At 73.0% G+C, this 17,077-nt stretch carries 10 protein-coding genes; 8 read left to right on the top strand and 2 right to left on the bottom strand.

The window, feature by feature from the left end:
- The first annotated feature begins 99 nt into the window (after positions 1-99).
- Positions 100-900 (top strand): hypothetical protein, encoded by an 801-nt coding sequence (locus H291_RS0126215; RefSeq protein WP_020018004.1) that lies wholly within the window; start codon positions 100-102, stop codon positions 898-900.
- A gap of 1 nt (position 901) precedes the next feature.
- Here H291_RS0126215 and H291_RS0126210 read toward each other — a convergent pair whose 3' ends face one another.
- Positions 902-1,591, bottom strand: coding sequence for a FadR/GntR family transcriptional regulator (locus H291_RS0126210; RefSeq protein WP_020018003.1), 690 nt, complete (start codon positions 1,589-1,591; stop codon positions 902-904).
- Between the two features lie 146 nt (positions 1,592-1,737).
- Here H291_RS0126210 and H291_RS0126205 point away from each other — a divergent pair, with 146 nt between their 5' ends.
- The 6 genes from H291_RS0126205 (at position 1,738) to H291_RS0126180 (ending at position 11,151) form a co-directional block, all read left to right on the top strand.
- On the top strand, positions 1,738-2,970 hold the full coding sequence (locus H291_RS0126205; protein ID WP_026366157.1) for an aminotransferase class V-fold PLP-dependent enzyme: 1,233 nt from the start codon (positions 1,738-1,740) through the stop codon (positions 2,968-2,970).
- Positions 2,971-3,004: 34 nt separating this feature from the next.
- Positions 3,005-4,309 carry an ABC transporter substrate-binding protein gene (locus tag H291_RS0126200; protein ID WP_020018001.1) on the top strand — a complete coding sequence of 435 codons (1,305 nt, stop codon included), beginning with the start codon at positions 3,005-3,007 and terminating at the stop codon, positions 4,307-4,309.
- Between the two features lies 1 nt (position 4,310).
- Positions 4,311-5,252, top strand: a complete 942-nt coding sequence (locus H291_RS0126195; RefSeq protein ID WP_020018000.1) for a carbohydrate ABC transporter permease — start codon at positions 4,311-4,313, stop codon at positions 5,250-5,252.
- Entirely contained in the window at positions 5,249-6,067 is an 819-nt protein-coding gene (locus tag H291_RS0126190) for a carbohydrate ABC transporter permease (RefSeq protein WP_020017999.1), read from the top strand. The genes H291_RS0126195 and H291_RS0126190 overlap by 4 nt, the downstream gene beginning before the upstream one ends.
- Positions 6,068-6,214: 147 nt before the next feature.
- On the top strand, positions 6,215-8,917 hold the full coding sequence (locus H291_RS0126185) for an MMPL family transporter (RefSeq protein WP_026366156.1): 2,703 nt from the start codon (positions 6,215-6,217) through the stop codon (positions 8,915-8,917).
- Entirely contained in the window at positions 8,917-11,151 is a 2,235-nt protein-coding gene (locus tag H291_RS0126180) for a YhgE/Pip family protein (protein WP_020017997.1), read from the top strand. Before H291_RS0126185 ends, H291_RS0126180 begins: the two co-directional genes overlap by 1 nt.
- An 8-nt stretch (positions 11,152-11,159) precedes the next feature.
- Here the strand turns inward: H291_RS0126180 and H291_RS31735 are convergent, their stop codons facing one another.
- Positions 11,160-12,854, bottom strand: coding sequence for an HNH endonuclease (locus tag H291_RS31735; RefSeq protein WP_084468456.1), 1,695 nt, complete (start codon positions 12,852-12,854; stop codon positions 11,160-11,162).
- 780 nt (positions 12,855-13,634) lie between these two features.
- Between H291_RS31735 and H291_RS0126170 the strand changes: the two genes are divergently transcribed.
- Positions 13,635-17,045, top strand: coding sequence for a S8 family peptidase (locus tag H291_RS0126170; RefSeq protein WP_157237367.1), 3,411 nt, complete (start codon positions 13,635-13,637; stop codon positions 17,043-17,045).
- Positions 17,046-17,077 lie beyond the last annotated feature (32 nt).

Below are 17,077 nucleotides of genomic sequence, written 5' to 3'. Positions count from 1 at the left end.
GCGACCGGGCGCGCCCGGCGTGCCTAAGGTCGTCGGGTAGGTACCCGGGCGTCGCGAAGGCGGGGGACAGCCATGAGGACGCGAAGAACCGTTGGCCCGGTGGTCGCAGCCGGGACCCTCCTCCTGCTCGCGGGCTGCGGCCTGGCCGGCGGCCCCGACGAGACCCCGTCGGCGGACGGGTCGAGCAGCGCCGCTGCCCTGCCCCAGGGCGGCGAACCGTTCGACCTGGACCCCGCGAGCCTCACCACCGAGATCGACAACGAGTACTGGCCCATGGAGCCCGGCACCCAGTGGGTCTACCGGGAGACCGACGAGCAGGGCCACGAGCTGCGCGTGGTCGTGACCGTCACGAGCGAGACCAAGGACATCGCCAACGGCGCCACCGCCCGCGTGGTCCGGGACACCGTGACCCGGCAGGGCGACGTCGTCGAGGACACCTTCGACTGGTACGCCCAGGACGCGGACGGCACGATCTGGTACCTCGGCGAGGACACGGCGGAGTTCGAGAACGGCAAGGTCACCACGACCGAGGGTTCCTTCGAGGCCGGCCGCGACGGCGCCCTGGCCGGCGTCATCGTGCCCGGCGACCCCGCCGTCGGCCAGGCGTACCGGCAGGAGTTCTACCCGGGCCAGGCGGAGGACAACGGGGCGGTGCTCAGCCTGGACGAGCAGGCCGAGGTCCCGGCGGCGCACTACGACCGGGCGCTCCTGACCAAGGACACCAGCACCATCGAGCCCGACGTGCTCGAGTACAAGCTCTACGCCCCCGGCGTCGGTCCCGTCCTCACGCTCGGTGTCTCCGGCGGGGCCGGCCGCGAGGAGCTCCTGGAGGTCGGCATGATCCCGGCGGGCGTCGCCACGGCGGCGGGCACCACACCGCTCGGCGAGCGGTACGACTAGCTCAGCCGATCGCCTCGGGCGCCGGACGGCGCTCGCGGAGCCATACCTCGCTCTGCGTCACGTGCGCCGCGGCCGCGACTGACGCGGCCACGGGGTCGCGTGCCGTCAGCGCGCGCAGGATCGCGCGGTGGCCGGCGTCCGAGACCCGCTTGGTCTCTGGCGTGAGCACCGGGTAGGCGCGCGAGCGCGACCGCAGCACCGACACCATCGACACGAGTGACTCGTTCCCGCACAGCCGCGCGATGCCCATGTGGAACTCGTGGTCGAGCGCCGACTGCTCGTCCTCGTCCTCGGACGCCTCCAGCCGGTCGAGCAGGTCGCCCAGCCCGGCGATCGTCGCGTCGTCGCAGCGTGCGGCCGACAGGGCGACGGCGTGCGCCTCCAGCACCCGCCGCAGCTCGAAGAGCTCGAGGATCGACTCCAGCGGCAGCAGGCCCACCGTCAGGGTGAGCGTCTGGATCATGTCGGCGGCGCGCAGCTCGCCCACGTAGGTGCCCGCGCCCCGCCGGGTCTCGACCACACCGAGGGCCGAGAGCGTGCGGATCGCCTCGCGGACCGACCCCCGCGAGACGCCGAGCCGCTCGCTCAGCTCGCCCTCGCTGGACAGCTTGTCGCCCGGCTGGAGCGAGCCGTCGGCGATCAGGGTCCGCAGCCCGTGCAGGGCCGTCTCGACTGCGCTCACCTCGTGCATCCCACCAGGATGGCAGGTTCCCCGGGCCGGGGCGGACATTTCGCGCCCGTAAAACCTGTCCTACAGATCGGTGTCATATGCCGGGAATCTCTGGTGCTGAGCGCTTCGTGCTGCCAAGGTTGTCCGACAACTACCGAGAGGCGTCGATGGAACACCAGCTACACACCGCACCGGCAGCGGCGCCCGTGCGTCTCGCTTCCGGGGGACCGGCGCGCGCGGCCTGGCCGCTCGACGACGCGGTCGTGCACCTCAACCACGGCTCGTTCGGGGCGGTGCCCACCGAGGTGGTGCGCTACCAGGACGAGCTGCGGCGGCAGGCCGACCTGCGCCCCGTCGCCTGGTTCCCCCGGGCCCACGAGCTCGTCGCGGCCGCGCGGCACGAGGTCGCGCCGTTCGTCGGTGCCCGGGCCGAGGACACGGCGTTCGTGCCCAACGCCTCGGCGGCGGCGACCGTCGTGCTCAACTCCCTCCGCCTCGCACCCGGCGACGAGATCCTCGTGACCGACCACGGGTACGGCGCCATCACCATGGGCGCCCAGCGCCTCGCCCGCCGCTTCGGCGCCCGGGTGCGCGCGGTCACCATCCCGCTCGCGGCGAGCGCCGACGACGTCGTCGAGCGGTTCCGGGCCGAGCTCACCGACGCCGTGCGGCTCGTCGTCGTCGACCAGATCACGTCGCCCACCGCGCGACTGCTGCCCACCGCGCGGATCACGGAGCTCGCCCACGAGCGCGGCGCCCGCGTGCTGATCGACGGCGCGCACGCCCCGGGCCTCGTGGCCGACGCCGCGGCCGTCGCGGGCGGCGACTGGTGGTTCGGCAACCTGCACAAGTGGCCCTGCGCACCCCGGGGCTCGGCCCTGCTGGTCACGCGGGCGACCGACCGGGACGACCTGTGGCCGCTCATCGACTCGTGGGGCGCCGAGGAGCCGTACCCGGCGCGGTTCGACTCGCAGGGCACGCTGGACGCCACCAGCTACATCGCCTCGCCCCGCGCGATCGAGTTCGTCGAGCGGGAGCACGGCTGGGACCGGGCCCGCGCGACGATGGCGGCGCTCGCCGACCACGGCGCCGCGGTCATCGGCGCCGCCCTGCAGCCGCACGTCGACGCCCCGGTGGCGACCGACGTCGGCATGCCGGTGGTGTCGATGCGCCTGCTCCGGCTGCCCGACGGGCTCGGGCGGGACCGGACGGACGCCGACGAGCTGCGCCTGCGCCTGCTCGACCTGGCCGGCGTCGAGTCGGCCTTCACGAGCATCGGCGGCGTGGGCTACCTGCGCCTGTCGGCGCACCTGTACACCGAGCCGCGCGACTTCGAGGCGTTCGTCGAGCGCGCCGTACCCCAGATCCTGGCGTTCGCCGACGAACGCCGGGGCCAGTGACATCACCCGACCGAGAAGAAGGAGAGGTGCGCACGTGAACCGCACCCGAGCTGTCGTCACCGCGAGCCTGGCCACCGTCAGCATGCTCGCCCTCACCGCCTGTTCCGGCGGCGGGTCCGCCGCGGACGGGACCGTCCGTCTGCAGATGGTCGAGAGCCTGACCAACCCGGCCCGCACGGCCCTGATCCGCGAGCTGCTGGACGAGTTCGAGGCGGAGAACCCCGGAGTCACCGTCGACCTGGTGTCCCCGCCCACCGACCAGGCCGACCAGAAGCTTCAGCAGATGCTGCAGTCGGGCCGCGGCGTGGACGTGCTGGAGGTGCGCGACTCGACCGTCGGGGCGTTCAGCAACAACGGTTGGCTGCACGACCTGTCGGACGAGGCCACGACGTGGGCCGGCTGGGACGACCTGACCGAGAACGCGCAGGCCGTGACCGCAGAGGACGGCGCCCGCTACTACGTGCCGTACGGCTTCTACGGGCTGTCGCTGTTCTACCGCACCGACCTCGTCGAGGACGCGGGCTTCGACGGGCCGCCGACGTCGTGGGAGGACCTGCTGGAGCAGGCCTCCGCGATCCAGGACCCGGGGCAGAACACCTACGGCTACGCGTTCCGCGGCGGCCAGAACGGGTTCAGCAACGTGGTGGCCGCCGTGGAGGCGTACACGATCGACGACCTCGACGTGGAGAACGCCTACCTGCTGCAGGACGGGTCGACGATCTTCTCCGCGCCCGAGGCGCAGGACGCCGTCGACACCTACTTCTCGCTGTTCGAGGAGGCGGCGCCGCCGTCGGCCGTGTCGTGGGGCTACCCCGAGATGGTGGAGGGCTTCACCAACGGGTCGACGGCGTTCCTGCTGCAGGACCCGGAGGTGATCGCCACGGTGTCGCAGTCGACGACGATCACGGGGGAGCAGTGGTCGACCGCCCCGCTGCTGACCGGGCCCACCGGCAAGGCGGCGCAGCCGCTGGCCACCGCGGGCTGGGGCGTGGCCGAGGCGAGCGAGCACCAGGAGGAGGCGGCCGACCTGGTCGAGTTCCTCTCGGGTGCGGAGCCGGCCACCCGGTTCGCGCAGGAGAACAGCCTGGTGCCGATCATCGACGGCGCGGGCGAGGACCCGTTCTACGCCGAGGGCCCGTGGACGAGCTACGTGACCATGACCGAGGACCCGGAGACGTACGTCAACGTGGTGCAGCCGCGCGGCGTGAGCTGGTGGACCGAGTGGGAGCAGAAGGCGGACCAGGACCTGCAGGCGGTGCTGCTCGGCAGCATGACCACGAGCGAGCTCCTCGAGGAGTGGGACACGTTCTGGACCGAGAAGTACGCCGCGGAGAACTGACGTGAGCGCCACCGCCGTCCGGCCGCCACGGGCCCCCGCCCCGCGCGGGCCCGTGCGCCGCAGGACCTTCGGGCGCCGGCAGGCGCTGACGATCCTCGGGTTCTTCGCGCCGGCCATCGTCTTCGTCTGCTGGTTCACCTACTGGCCGATGCTGCAGGGCGCCCAGATGGCGTTCCGCGACTGGAACCTGTGGGACCTCACCTCGACGCCCTGGGTGGGCCTGGGCAACTTCGCCACGATCCTCGCCGACCCGGTCTTCCCGGTCGTCGCGGGCAACACGCTCGTGTGGGTGGTCGGCTCGATCGTGCCCCAGCTCGTCATCGGGTTCCTGGTCGCGCTGGCCCTGTGGCGCCGGTTCCGCTTCCGCGGTCTGTACCAGGCGCTGATCTTCTACCCGTGGGCGGTGTCCGGCTTCCTGGTCGGCATGCTGTTCCGCTGGATGTTCAACGCCGAGTTCGGCGTGGTGAACGACCTGCTGATGAAGGCGGGCGCCATCGACGCGCCGCTGCCGTGGCTCGCCGACCCGAAGCTCGCCATGGTCGCCGTGATCGTGGCCAACGTCTGGTACGGCGTGACCTTCTTCGCGATCATGATCCTCGCGGCCCTCCAGTCGGTGCCCGAGGAGGTGCTGGAGGCCGCGGCCATCGACGGGGCGGGCACGGTGCGCCGGCTCTTCTCGATCGTCGTCCCGTACATCTGGACGACGCTGGCGCTGACCGTGCTGCTGCGGGCGATCTGGACGTTCAACTCGCCCGAGATCATCTACGCGATGACCAACGGCGGGCCCGCGGGTCGCACGCACATCATCACCACCTGGATGATCGAGTACACCCAGCAGGGCAGCTACGGGCTCGCGAGCGCGATCGGGCTGGCCGTCATGGTCGTGCTGTTCGTGTTCTGCGCGTTCTACCTGATGGCCATGAGGCGGGTGAACCAGCGATGACGGCTCGTGTCGCCCGCGTCACAGGGCTCTCCCTGTGGCTGGTCATCACCTTGTTCCCGCTGTACTGGGTGGTCGTCACCTCGTTCAAGTCGCCCGGCTCGATCAACCGGTGGCCGCTGGAGTACTGGCCGTCGGAGTTCTCGTTCGGCAACTACACCGAGCTGTTCGCCACGTCCGCGTTCGGCACGTTCATCGGCAACTCGCTGGTGGTCGCGCTGGTCGCGGGGGCCACGGCCACGCTCATCGCCCTGCTCAGCGCCTACGTGCTGGCCCGGTTCGAGTTCCGCGGCAAGGGCGCGGTGCTCGGGGCGTTCCTGCTCACGCAGATGATCCCGGCGTTCATCGCGCTCGGGCCCCTGTACGCGATGCTCGCCGACCTGGGCCTGGTGGACACCAAGCCCGGCCTCGGCCTCGTGTACGTGGCCATGTGCATCCCGTTCTCGACCGTGATGCTGCGCGGGTTCTTCGAGAACATGCCGGACGCGCTGGAGGAGGCCGCGATGATCGACGGCTGCTCGCGGCTGGGCGCCCTGTTCCGGGTGCTCGTGCCGGTCATGGCGCCCGGCATCGCCGCCGCGTTCATCTTCAACTTCGTGAACTGCTGGAACGAGCTGTTCCTGTCCGTCGTGCTGATGAACTCCGACGCCAACAAGACGATCCCGGCCGCCCTGAACGGCTTCATCTCGACGTTCAACATCGCCTGGGGACCGATGTCGGCCGCCGCGGTGCTGACCGTGCTGCCGACCATGGTGCTGTTCGCCCTGGCGAGCCGCTGGATCGTCGAGGGGCTGACGGCGGGGTCGGTCAAGGAGTAGGCGCACCCGTTGTAGAGGCACCACGCACGACCGAGGGGCGAACCCGGCCGCGACCACCGCGGCCGGGTTCGCCCGCGCTCGACATGTCGGCGCCGCCGCCCGCTGTCAGCATGGAACTGCGCTGTCTCGGTACGCAGGAGGTGCGTGGTGTCGTCATTCCTGTATCGGCTCGGCCACGGGGTGGCTCGCCACCGCGGGCTCGTCGTCGTCGCGTGGCTCCTGATCCTGCTCGCGTGCGGCGGCGCGAGCGGCGCGCTGAACAAGGGCACCGACGACACCTTCACGGTCCCCGGGTCGGAGTCGCAGGACGCCATGGACCACCTGGACCATGTCTTCCCGCAGGTCAGCGGCACCTCCGCCCAGCTCGTCCTGCTCGTCCCGGAGGGGCAGCAGGTCGACACGGGTCCCATCCGCGGGGCCGTGTCCGACGCCGTCGACCGGATCGGGGACGTGCCGCAGGTCGAGCGGGCGTCCGACCCGTTCGACCCGGACGCCAACGACGCCGTCTCGTCCGACGGCCGGGCCGCGAACATCGGGGTGCAGCTCACCGTGGACTCGACCCAGGTCCACGACAGCACGCTGACCGACCTCAGCCGCGTCGCCGACGACCTCGCCGCCACCGTCGGGGACGGCGCGCGCGTCTACACGGGCGGGGACGCGTTCGCGAACCGCATCCCGGGGCTCAGCGCCACCGAGATGATCGGCCTGGTCATCGCGCTCGTCGTGCTGCTGCTCATGTTCCGGTCGATCATCGCGGCCGTGATGCCGCTGTTCACGGCGGTGCTGGGCGTGGGCGTGTCCGTCGCGCTGGTCTACCTGGGCACCCTCTTCGTGCCGGTCTCCTCGACCGCCCCGATGCTCGCCGTCATGATCGGCCTGGCCGTGGGCATCGACTACGCGCTCTTCCTGCTGTCCCGGCACCGCGACCAGCTCGCCGAGGGGCTGTCGGTCGAGGAGTCGATCGCCCGGGCCGTCGCGACGGCCGGCTCCGCGGTGCTGTTCGCCGGGCTGACGGTGCTCATCGCGCTGCTCGGCCTGGCGGTCGCCCGCATCCCGTTCCTGACGACGATGGGCGTCGCGGCGGCGCTCGGCGTCGCCGTCGCCGTGAGCGTCGCCGTGACACTCGTGCCCGCGCTGCTGGCCTTCGCGGGGAAGCGGCTGGCGCCCCGGAAGCCCCGCCGGCAGCGGCGCCGTCGGCTGCGCGTCGCCCGGCCGTGGGTCCGGTTCGTGACGCGCCGCCCGCTGATCACGATCGCTGTCGTCGTGCTGGGGCTGGGCGCGCTGGCCGTGCCCGCCGCCAACCTCCGGCTCGCGCTGCCCGACAACGGCAGCCAGCCGGTCGGCACCGACGTGCGCGACACCTACGACGTGGTCGCCGAGCACTTCGGCGTCGGCTACAACGGCCCGCTGCTGGTGACGGCCGACGTCATCCAGTCCACCGAGCCGGCCAAGCTGGTCGACGACCTCGCGGACGAGATCCGCGACATCCCCGGCGTCGCGGCGGTGCCGCTCGCCACGCCCAACGAGAAGGGTGACACCGGCATCATCCAGGTGGTCCCCACCACGGCGCCCGACGACGCCCGCACCGACGCGCTGGTCGAACGCATCCGGGCCCAGGAGCCGCACTGGCTCGACGAGCACAACAGCCAGACGGCGGTCACCGGCCTGACCGCCGTCGGCATCGACGTCTCCGCCCGGCTGGGCGCCGCCCTGCTGCCGTTCGGCATCCTCGTCGCGGGGCTGTCCCTGGTGCTGCTGGCCATGGTCTTCCGCTCGCTCTGGGTGCCGGTCAAGGCGACCGTCGGCTACCTGCTCTCCATCGGGGCCGCCTTCGGCCTCACCTCGCTCGTGTTCCAGGAGGGGCACGGCGCCGCCCTGCTCGACGTCGCGCACGTAGGGAGCGTCGTCAGCTTCCTGCCGATCATCCTCATGGGCGTGCTGTTCGGCCTGGCCATGGACTACGAGGTCTTCCTCGTCTCGCGGATCCGCGAGCACTACGCCCACCACGGCGACGCCCACGAGGCGATCGAGGAGGGCTTCGTCTCCGCCTCCCGTGTGGTCGTCGCGGCGGCGCTCATCATGTTCGGCGTCTTCGCGGCGTTCGTGCCGGACGGCAGCTCCACCATCAAGCCGATCGCGTTCGCCCTGGCCGTGGGTGTGTTCATCGACGCGTTCCTGGTGCGCATGACCTTCGTGCCCGCGGTGCTCGCGCTGCTCGGCGACCGGGCCTGGGGCCTGCCGCCCGCGCTGGACCGGCGGCTGCCCGTGTTCGACGCCGAGGGCGACGGGCTGCTGCACGAGCTGCGCCTGGCGGACTGGCCGACGCCGCCCAACGACGAGGTGATCAGCGCGCGGGCCCTGAGCCTCGACGACGACCGCGGCCACCCCGTCTACCGCGACGTCGAGCTGCACGTGCCCCGCGGCGACGTGCTCGTGCTGCACGGGTCCGGCGCCGTCGGCAAGTCGGCGCTGCTGCTCTCGCTCGCGGGCCGCGTGACCACCCACCGCGGCGACCTGAAGGTGCTGGGGCAGGTGCTGCCGCAGCACGTGCACGCCCTGCGGCCGCGGGTCGCCGTCGTCGACGGGCGGGGCGCGGCCGATCCGGCCGGGCAGGTCGCCGAGGCGCTGGCCCGCGACATCGAGCTGATCCTGGTCGACGACGCCGACCTGGTGCTGCGCTCCGCGTCCCGCGCCCGGCTGCACGACCTGCTCGGCTTCCGGGTCACCTCCGGCGGGGCGCCCGCCACGTTCGTCCTGGCCTGCCAGGACCCCGACCGGGTGGTCGACCTGCTGCCGCTGGAGGCCACCCAGCTCTACGCCCTGACCCACCGACCCGCAGAGGTCCTGTGATGACCATGTCGTTCGCCGCCTCCGCCCGGGCCCTGACGACCCGGCCGCTCACCTGGCGCACCTGGACCGCGCTGGTCGCCGTGCCGCTGCTCGTCATGGGCCTGCTCACCTGGGCGTTCTGGTCGCCCGGCAGCGACCACGGGACCGCCCGGGCCGCCGTCGTGAACAACGACGAGCCGGTCGAGGTCGACGGCCAGCAGGTCCCGCTGGGCCGCACGCTCGCCGGGAACCTGACCCACGACGACGACTCCGCCTACGAGTGGGTGCTCACCGACGCCGCGGACGCCGACTCCGGGCTCGGCTCCGGGGGCTACGCCGCCGTCGTCACCATCCCGAAGGACTTCTCCGCCCAGGGCATGTCGGCCGCGACTGAGGACGACCCGATGGACGCCGTCCAGGCCGGCCTCGACGTGCGCACCACCACGGCCGCCGGCGTGGCCGACCCCTACCTGGCCGGAAACGTCGCCGACGACACCCAGGACGCCCTGAACCAGACGATCGTCGAGACGTACCTCGGGAACGTCTACGGCGCGTTCACCAGCCTGCACGACCAGCTCGGCAAGGCGTCGGACAGCGCCGACCAGCTCGCCTCCGGTGCCTCGGACCTGGCGGACGGGGCGGACGAGCTGTCCGGGGGAGTGGGCCAGCTCGCCTCCGGGGCCTCGGGACTGGCCTCCGGTGCGGGCCAGCTCACCGTCGGGACCACGCAGCTCGCGGCCGGGTCGGCGGGGCTCGCGTCGGGCACCGCGCAGCTCGCCGGGGCCACGGGGGAGGTTGCCGCCGGGGCCGGGCAGGTCGCCCAGGGCACGGCCGCGCTCTCGTCGGCGCTGGACACCGCCGCGCAGCGCGCGGCCCGGCTCCCTGCCGCCGCCGAGGAGCTGGCCGACGGCGCAGGCCGCGTCGCGGACGGCAACGAGCGGCTGGCGGACCGGGTGGTCCCCGTGGCGAACCGAGCGATCAGCGGGCTCGACCGGCTGCCGGACGTCCAGGACGTGGCCGCCGAGGTGCGTCGGCTGGCCGAACGGTGCGGCACGGGCGTGGTGGCCGACCGGGACTTCTGTCAGGCCCTCGGCCGCGCCGCCGACCGGGCGGACTCCGCCGTCGAGCGGCTCGACGAGGGCAAGGACCAGGTGCGGACCGACATCGCGGCCGCGCGCGACGCCGTGCAGTCCCTGCGCACCGGCTCGCGGCAGGTCGCGCGGGGGAGTGCGGAGCTTGCGTCGCGGTCGGGGGAGCTGGCCGCTGGTATCGCCACGGCGGCGAGCTCGGCCGACGACCTGAACGCCGGTGCGCAGGCGGTCGCGTCGGGTGCCCGCCAGGTCGACACCGCGGCCGGGCAGACCGCCGCCGGGGCGGCGGACCTGGACACCGGGGTGGCACAGACGAACTCGGCCGCGCAGCAGCTCGCGTCGGGGGCGGGCGGCCTGGCGGCGGGCGCCGACGAGCTGGTGCCAGGCGCGGAGTCGGTCGCGTCGGGCGCGGGTCAGCTGGACGACGGCGCGGGGCAGCTCGCCTCCGGGCTGTCCGACGCCGTCGACCAGGTGCCGACGTACACCGACGACGAGAGCGAGCACCTCTCCGAGGTGGCGGCGACCCCGACGACGTCGAGCACGACGTCCGCGGCGTTCGGGGTGCTGTCGGTCGCGCTGTTCGCGGCGCTGGCGCTGTGGGCGCTGGCCCTGGTCACGTACATCGCGACGCGGCCGCTGCCGGCCGGCATCCTGACGTCGCGCGAGCCGACGTGGCGGCTGATCCTGCGGGCGGCGGTGCCAGGGGCGGTCGCGGCGGCGACCGCGGCGGTCGTCATCTCGGTGGTCGCGATCCCGGTGCTGGGGCTGGGCTGGTCGGCGGCGGTGGGCTTCCTGCTGGTGGCACTGCTGGCGGCGGCCTCGTTCGTGGCGCTGAACCAGGCGCTGGCCGCGATCTTCGGGACGGGCGGACGGCTGGCCTCGCTCGCGGTCGCGGTGCTGACCGTGGCGACCGGGGTGGTCTCCACGCTGCCGGGGCCGCTGTACGCGCTGGCGGGCGTGCTGCCGACGCACGGCGCGATCAGCGCGCTGCGCGCGGTCATGACGGACGGTGCGGGGCTGGGCGGGGGCGTGGCGGAGCTGGTCGCGTGGCTCGCGGTGGGGCTGCTCGCCACGATCGTGGTGACGGACCGCCGTCGGTACGTGTCCCCGCGGTCGCTGCGCCTGGAGACGTCGGAGCAGCGACCGGTGGCTGATCCCGCGTAGGTGGTGCGTCAGGTGGGGTGCGTCCAGGACACGTCAGGTCGACGTGACCTGCTGGGCGCTCTGCCTGGTGCTCGGCGGGGTGGTTGGTGTGCCGGGCGGGGTCGGCGAGGCGGTGTGCTCGGTCGGTAGGGGAGCGCGCCGTGAGCGGGGGTGGTCTGGCAGCCGATCGAGTAGCGGCTGCGTGGGATGCGGCCGGGCGCGGGGCCGGTCATGCCGACGGCCGGGGTCCATGGTGTTGTCGCGGTCCGGTCGCGGGTGGGCGTCGCACTCGGACCGTCACCGGGCATGGCCGTGTACCGGGTGGGGTCCGAGTCGAGATCTTGTCCGTCGAGACCTTGCCCGGTGTGGTCGGCGACCAGCGCGCCGTCGGGTGCCGCCCCGTTCGGGTACGGGTCTGCGCCGTGGGCCGGGGGCGCGTCCGAGCCCGTTGTCGTGTTGCTGGCCCTGGCGGGTGTCGGCGGCGTAGGCGCGACCGAGACATAGGTGTGCCCCGTCGGCGTGACTGTCTCGACGGCATGGAGCCCGTTGAGTTGGGTGGTCTTCTGCGACCAGCCGGGGGCTTGTTTCGCGTGGTTGCACCTGGCACACAGGCCTTGGCCGTTGTCGAGACTGGTCGGGCCGCCCTCGGCATACGGGGTGACGTGGTCGGTGTGCCGGATCGGGGCGTCGCACCAGGTGGTGGCGCAGATGCCCTGCTCCCGGGCCCGCAACAGCGCTGCGAGGCCCTGGGGGTGGAACCGGGATGTGGATGTCGTGGCCAGGAGGCGGCCGTGCGGGTTGACGTAGATGCTCCGCAGCCACGCCGTGTCCGTGTCGATCGCATGGGCGGCGAGGTTGCGGGCCACCGGGGCTGGGACCACACCCGCACCGGCGGGTGCGCCCTCGACGACTACGGCAGGTTGGTTGCCGCCCGCGAGAAGGGTGTCGTCAGAGACCAGCAGGTTGATCGTGACCGGGACATCGTCCGCGCGGCCCGGTTCACGGGCGGTGACGCGTTCGATCAGGGTGTCGGCCATGATCTGGCCCACTCCACGCTCATCACCGGACGCCTTGGCGGTCTCGGCGGACGCCTTGAGCTGGGCGTAGGCCTGCACTCCCTGTGCCATCGGGACCAAGGCGGTCAGGTAGACCATCAGGTCCGGCGCCGGACGGATCGAGACCCGCCGCTCCGAGACGGCCTTCGCGTTCCGCTTCACGCACGCGTGCACGTCGAGCTGGGCAGCGAGCTCCTTGATCCGGGCAATCAGCCGCCGGGTGCTCATCCGGGCCAGCTCGGCCAGGTGCGCGGGGCCGCAGATCTCCTCGTCGATCAGCGCCCGGTGCTCCAGCGACAGGTGCGACGTCTCGCGAACCAGGAGGGTGGCCCGCCACTGGGACAGCACCCCGGCCTGGAGGGCAGCGAAGGTGTGTGGCATCTGGGTGACCCAGACCCGGGACGCGGACACGAACCCGGCCCCCGCGTGCGGGCTGACCCGCAGCGCCGCGCCGACCTGGTTCGACACACCACGACCCTGCCGCTCGGCGCGGATGCTCTGCCGGGCCTCGTCAGCCCGGGTGGCCTCGTCCAGCGCCACCGTCAGCCGCGCTTGCGTTGCGGTGATCGCGTTCTTCACTGATTCCAGTTCCCCAAGCAGGTCCACCCACTCCGCCTGCACCACCCCAGGCACACCGGCAGGAGTGTCAGTGGCGCCAGGCAAGATCATCTCTGCCAGGGCCCGTCGTACGGCCCGGACACTCGCTACGTCGACGGTTCCGTCGTGTGTCGGTGCACCGGACTCCCCGGCGCGACCGGGCCGCAGGGGACTACCCGGCAGCAGGGCACCATCGGGCAGCACTGACCCGTCAGGCAGGTTCGGCCCGCTCCCGGGGAGCACCGGCCCGGCAGGCCGCCTTGGCCCGTTCCCGGGCAGCACCGATCGAGCAGGCTGCTTGCCTGCTCGTCCTGGTACCTCACCCGCTCGCGTCATGCCATCAACATATGGCACACACGTACGCACCGCTCGTCGAGTCGCCCGTATCTGCTCAGGGCAGAACGGAGGGCTCGAGCTCGGATTCGGGCATCGGATTCGCTGCCGGCCCGTCCCGCTGTCGGCCCGTCCCGCCGTCGTCTCGGTCCGCCGTCTCGTCGATCCGCCGTCGTCCCGGCCGACCCTCACGCCCGACCCTCACGCCCGACCCTGACCTCGACGCCCGAGCTCGGCGCAGACCCTGACATCGAAAACCCAGCACCGACCCCTGACCCTGAACGAAGTCGTCCGCCCCAGGTACCTCCAGTTCGAGGCCGGGGTTTCTTCGCTTTGCGCCGCGTCAAAGCGAAGAAACCCCGGCCTCGAAGGGAACTAAGGGAACGCCCCCGAATCCGCCTGCCGAGAAAGTCCGTTCCGAGTATTTTCCCAGGTCACGCAACCCTGCGGAGGTTCGCGTGCGTCTGGGAAGACGTGGCGCCGCACAGGCGGCGTGCTCGACTCGGACGGGAGAACCCGATGCGCAAGAGAGCAAGTGCAGCGGCGGTCGCTCTGGCGATCGCGCTGGGCGGGGGGACGTGGGCCACCGCGTCCGTACCGCAGGAAACACCGGCACCACAGGGCACCCAGGAGCAGCCCACCGCCCCGGGCCGCACCGTGAGCGTGACGCTGCTGACGGGCGACGTCGTCTCCATCGAGACCGCGGCCGACGGCACGCCGGACCCGGAGACGGTGACCGTGCGGCCCGGCCCGGGCCGGGAGCACATGGCGTTCTTCCAGCAGCGCGAGGGGGACCAACTCTACGTGGTCCCGCGCGACGTGGCGCGGCTCGTGCCCGGCCGCCTGGACCGCGCGCTGTTCGACGTGACGGGCCTCGTCAAGGCGGGCTACGACGACGCCTCGCGCGACACCCTCCCCGTGATCGTCCAGACCGCGGCGGCGGCCGCCACCAACGACGCCGCCACCAACGACGCCGGCACCAACGACGCCGCCCGCTCCGCGACCCCTCCCGAGCAGGACTGGGCGGCCTCGGGCGTCACCCCCGACCGTAACCTCGAGTCCCTGGGTGCAGTCGCCGACGTCCTGCCCAGGGGCCGCGCCGAGAAGCTCCTCGACAGCCTCGCCCCGGTCGAGGCCCCGGGCAAGCAGTCCCGGAAGGCCCCGGCCCCCGACGCCGTCGGCTACGTCTGGCTGGACCAGCCGGTCCGCGCGACCGACGCCGACTCGATGCCGCAGATCGGCGCCCCCGAGGCGTGGGACGCCGGCTTCACGGGCGAGGGCGTGACGGTGGCCGTGCTCGACTCGGGCATCGACGCGACCCACCCCGACCTCGACGAGGTCGTCGTCGGCGAGCGCGACTTCACCGGCAAGGGCGACGCGACCGACGGCGCAGGCCACGGCACGCACGTCGCCTCGATCCTGGCCGGGTCGGGCGACGCGTCCGACGGCGTGAACCAGGGCGTGGCCCCGGACGCCGACCTGCTGGTCGGCAAGGTGCTGGACGACGAGGGCAACGGCGAGCTGTCCGGCGTCATCGAGGGCATGGAGTGGGCGGCCGCGGAGGGCGCCGACGTGGTGAACCTGTCCCTGGGCAGCCTGTTCTTCGACGTCCCCTCGCCCGACGCCGTGGCGGTGGACGAGCTGTCCGCCCAGTTCGGCACGCTCTTCGTCGTGGCCGCGGGCAACGACGGTGAGTTCGGGCTCGGCACGGTGGGCTCGCCGGGCATCGCGGCGTCGGCCCTCACGGTGGGCGCCGTGGACGACGACGACGCCGTCACCTGGTACTCCAGCCGCGGCGGCGTGGAGCCGGGGCTGCTCAAGCCGGACGTCGTGGCGCCGGGCGACGGGATCGTCGCCGCACGCGCGACGGGCACGACCGTGGGCGACCCGGTCGACGACCTGCACGTCGCGCTGAGCGGCACCTCCATGGCCACCCCGCACGTGGCCGGCGCGGCCGCGGTGCTCAAGCAGGCCCGGCCCGACCTGGACGGACAGGCCCTCAAGGCCGCGCTGATGGCCTCGGCCGAGCCCACGGGCGCGGACGTCTGGTCCGAGGGTGCGGGGCGCATCACGATCCCCGGCGCCCTCGCGCAGGAGGTCACCGCGACCCCGGCGTCCCTGTCGCTGGGCACCTTCACCTGGCCGCACGACGGCGAGTCGTCGGCCGGCACCCTGACCTACGCCAACGCGGGCGCCGACGACGTCACGCTCACCCTGGCGGCCGACGTCACCGACGCGTCCGGCAGCACGGTGCCGGACGCGGTCACGCTGTCGGCCGACTCCGTCGTCGTGCCCGCGGGCGGGACCGCCGAGGTCGACGCGACCGTGACGGACGGCCCCGGCGAGCTCGGCGCGATCGGCGGCAACGTCGTGGCCACCGGGCCGGACGGCACCGAGGTGCGCACGCCCGTCGGCTGGGCCAAGGAGCGCGAGTACGTGGACCTGACGGTGCGCGCCGTCGACCGCGACGGCGAGCCCGTCAGCGCCGACACCTGGGGTGCCGCCATCCGCCTGGACGCGGACAACGGCGAGCCGTACGCCACCAACCTCTTCTTCAGGGACGGCGTCGCCAAGGCGCGCGTCATCCCGGGCATCTACAGCCCGGTGGCCTACATCGAGACCCTCGACGACGACGGCGCCGTCACCGACGCGCTGTTCCTGGGCAGCGACGAGGTCGACGCCACCGCCGACGCCGAGGTGCTGCTGGACGGGACCACCGCGCGGGAGGTCACCACCTCGACGCAGCGCCCTGCCGACCTGGCGAGCCTGGGCCTCTCGCTGGAGACCGAGGACGCGCTGGAGTTCGTCTCCGCCAGCATCAACGTGAAGTACGGGCCGGAGACGGACCTCGCGCTCACCCCCGTGCCGGCGGCGACCCACGGCGACTACGACACCATCGTCCAGGCCACGCTGCTCCCGCCCGCCACGGGGGACGACGCCGCTCCTTACCGCTACGACCTCGCCCACCACAGCGAGGGCGTCGAGGTGCCGGAGCTGCGGGGCGACCGCCGCACGACGGTCGCGGTCGACACCACCTACGGCGCTTCGGTCGGCGACACGCACCTGGCGGAGCGCATGTACTGGGAGCCGGGCACCATCATCGCCGGCGGCCTCACGGAGGCGGTCCCCGTGGGCACTCGGCGCACCGAGTACCTGACCACCCTGCCGGGACGGTGGTACCTCCGGTCGGAGATCCAGGAGGACGGCGTGGGCGTGGTGCTCGCCGAGGCCGAGACGCACGTCTGGAGCAAGCCGGGCCGGGTCCGGCAGGGGCTCGCGGCGGGTGTGCTCGCGCCCGCGGTCTCGAACATCACGCCCGTGGAGCACTGGGACGACCGCCTCAACCTGGCGCCGACCGACCGGGCCGACGACGACGGCGGCGTGCTGTGGGGCTCCGACGTCGCGCTGCGCCTGCGCGTGTGGCAGGACGGCGAGCTGGTGGACGACGTCCCGGAGCCCTACTCGTTCCCGACCGTGCCGGAGGGCGGGGCCGACTACCGGATGCTGCTCGAGAGCACGCCCGACGACCCGGCCTACCGGCTGGCGACCAGCGTGCGCGGCGAGTGGACGTTCCACGCGAGGTCCGACGTCGAAGGGAACGCACGCCCGCCCCTGCTGGACACGGCGTGGGACGTGCGGGGGCTCGACCCGTCCGGCTCGGCGCCCCGGAACACCCGGGTGCGGGTCACCGCCACGCACCAGGAGGACGCGTACGACGCGTCGTCGGTCGAGGACGTGCGCCTGTGGTGGTCCGCCGACGACGGCGCCACCTGGCACCGGGCCACGACGGCCAAGGCCGGCGCGGGCGTCTATGACGCGACGGTCAAGGCCCCGCGCGGTACCGAGCACGTCTCGCTCCGGGTCGAGGCCCGGGACGCGGCGGGCGGCACGGTGAAGAAGACGGTCGTGCGGGCCTACACGGTCGACTGACCACCACCGCTGGTCGAGCCTGTCGAGACCCT

Origin of the sequence: Promicromonospora sukumoe 327MFSha3.1, from assembly GCF_000385135.1 — a bacterium.
Taxonomy (GTDB): Bacteria; Actinomycetota; Actinomycetes; order Actinomycetales; family Cellulomonadaceae; genus Promicromonospora; species Promicromonospora sukumoe_B.
Note: the sequence above shows the minus strand (reverse complement) of the source record. Positions and strands in the feature narration are given on the sequence as shown.

Excerpts from the sequence above, each read along its gene's own strand:
- H291_RS0126210 (WP_020018003.1), bottom strand. The coding sequence starts at position 1,591 with ATGCACGAGGTGAGCGCAGTCGAGACGGCCCTGCACGGGCTGCGGACC.
- H291_RS0126205 (WP_026366157.1), top strand. The coding sequence starts at position 1,738 with ATGGAACACCAGCTACACACCGCACCGGCAGCGGCGCCCGTGCGTCTC.
- H291_RS0126190 (WP_020017999.1), top strand. The coding sequence starts at position 5,249 with ATGACGGCTCGTGTCGCCCGCGTCACAGGGCTCTCCCTGTGGCTGGTC.
- H291_RS0126180 (WP_020017997.1), top strand. The coding sequence starts at position 8,917 with ATGACCATGTCGTTCGCCGCCTCCGCCCGGGCCCTGACGACCCGGCCG.
- H291_RS31735 (WP_084468456.1), bottom strand. The coding sequence starts at position 12,854 with ATGATCTTGCCTGGCGCCACTGACACTCCTGCCGGTGTGCCTGGGGTG.
- H291_RS0126170 (WP_157237367.1), top strand. The coding sequence starts at position 13,635 with ATGCGCAAGAGAGCAAGTGCAGCGGCGGTCGCTCTGGCGATCGCGCTG.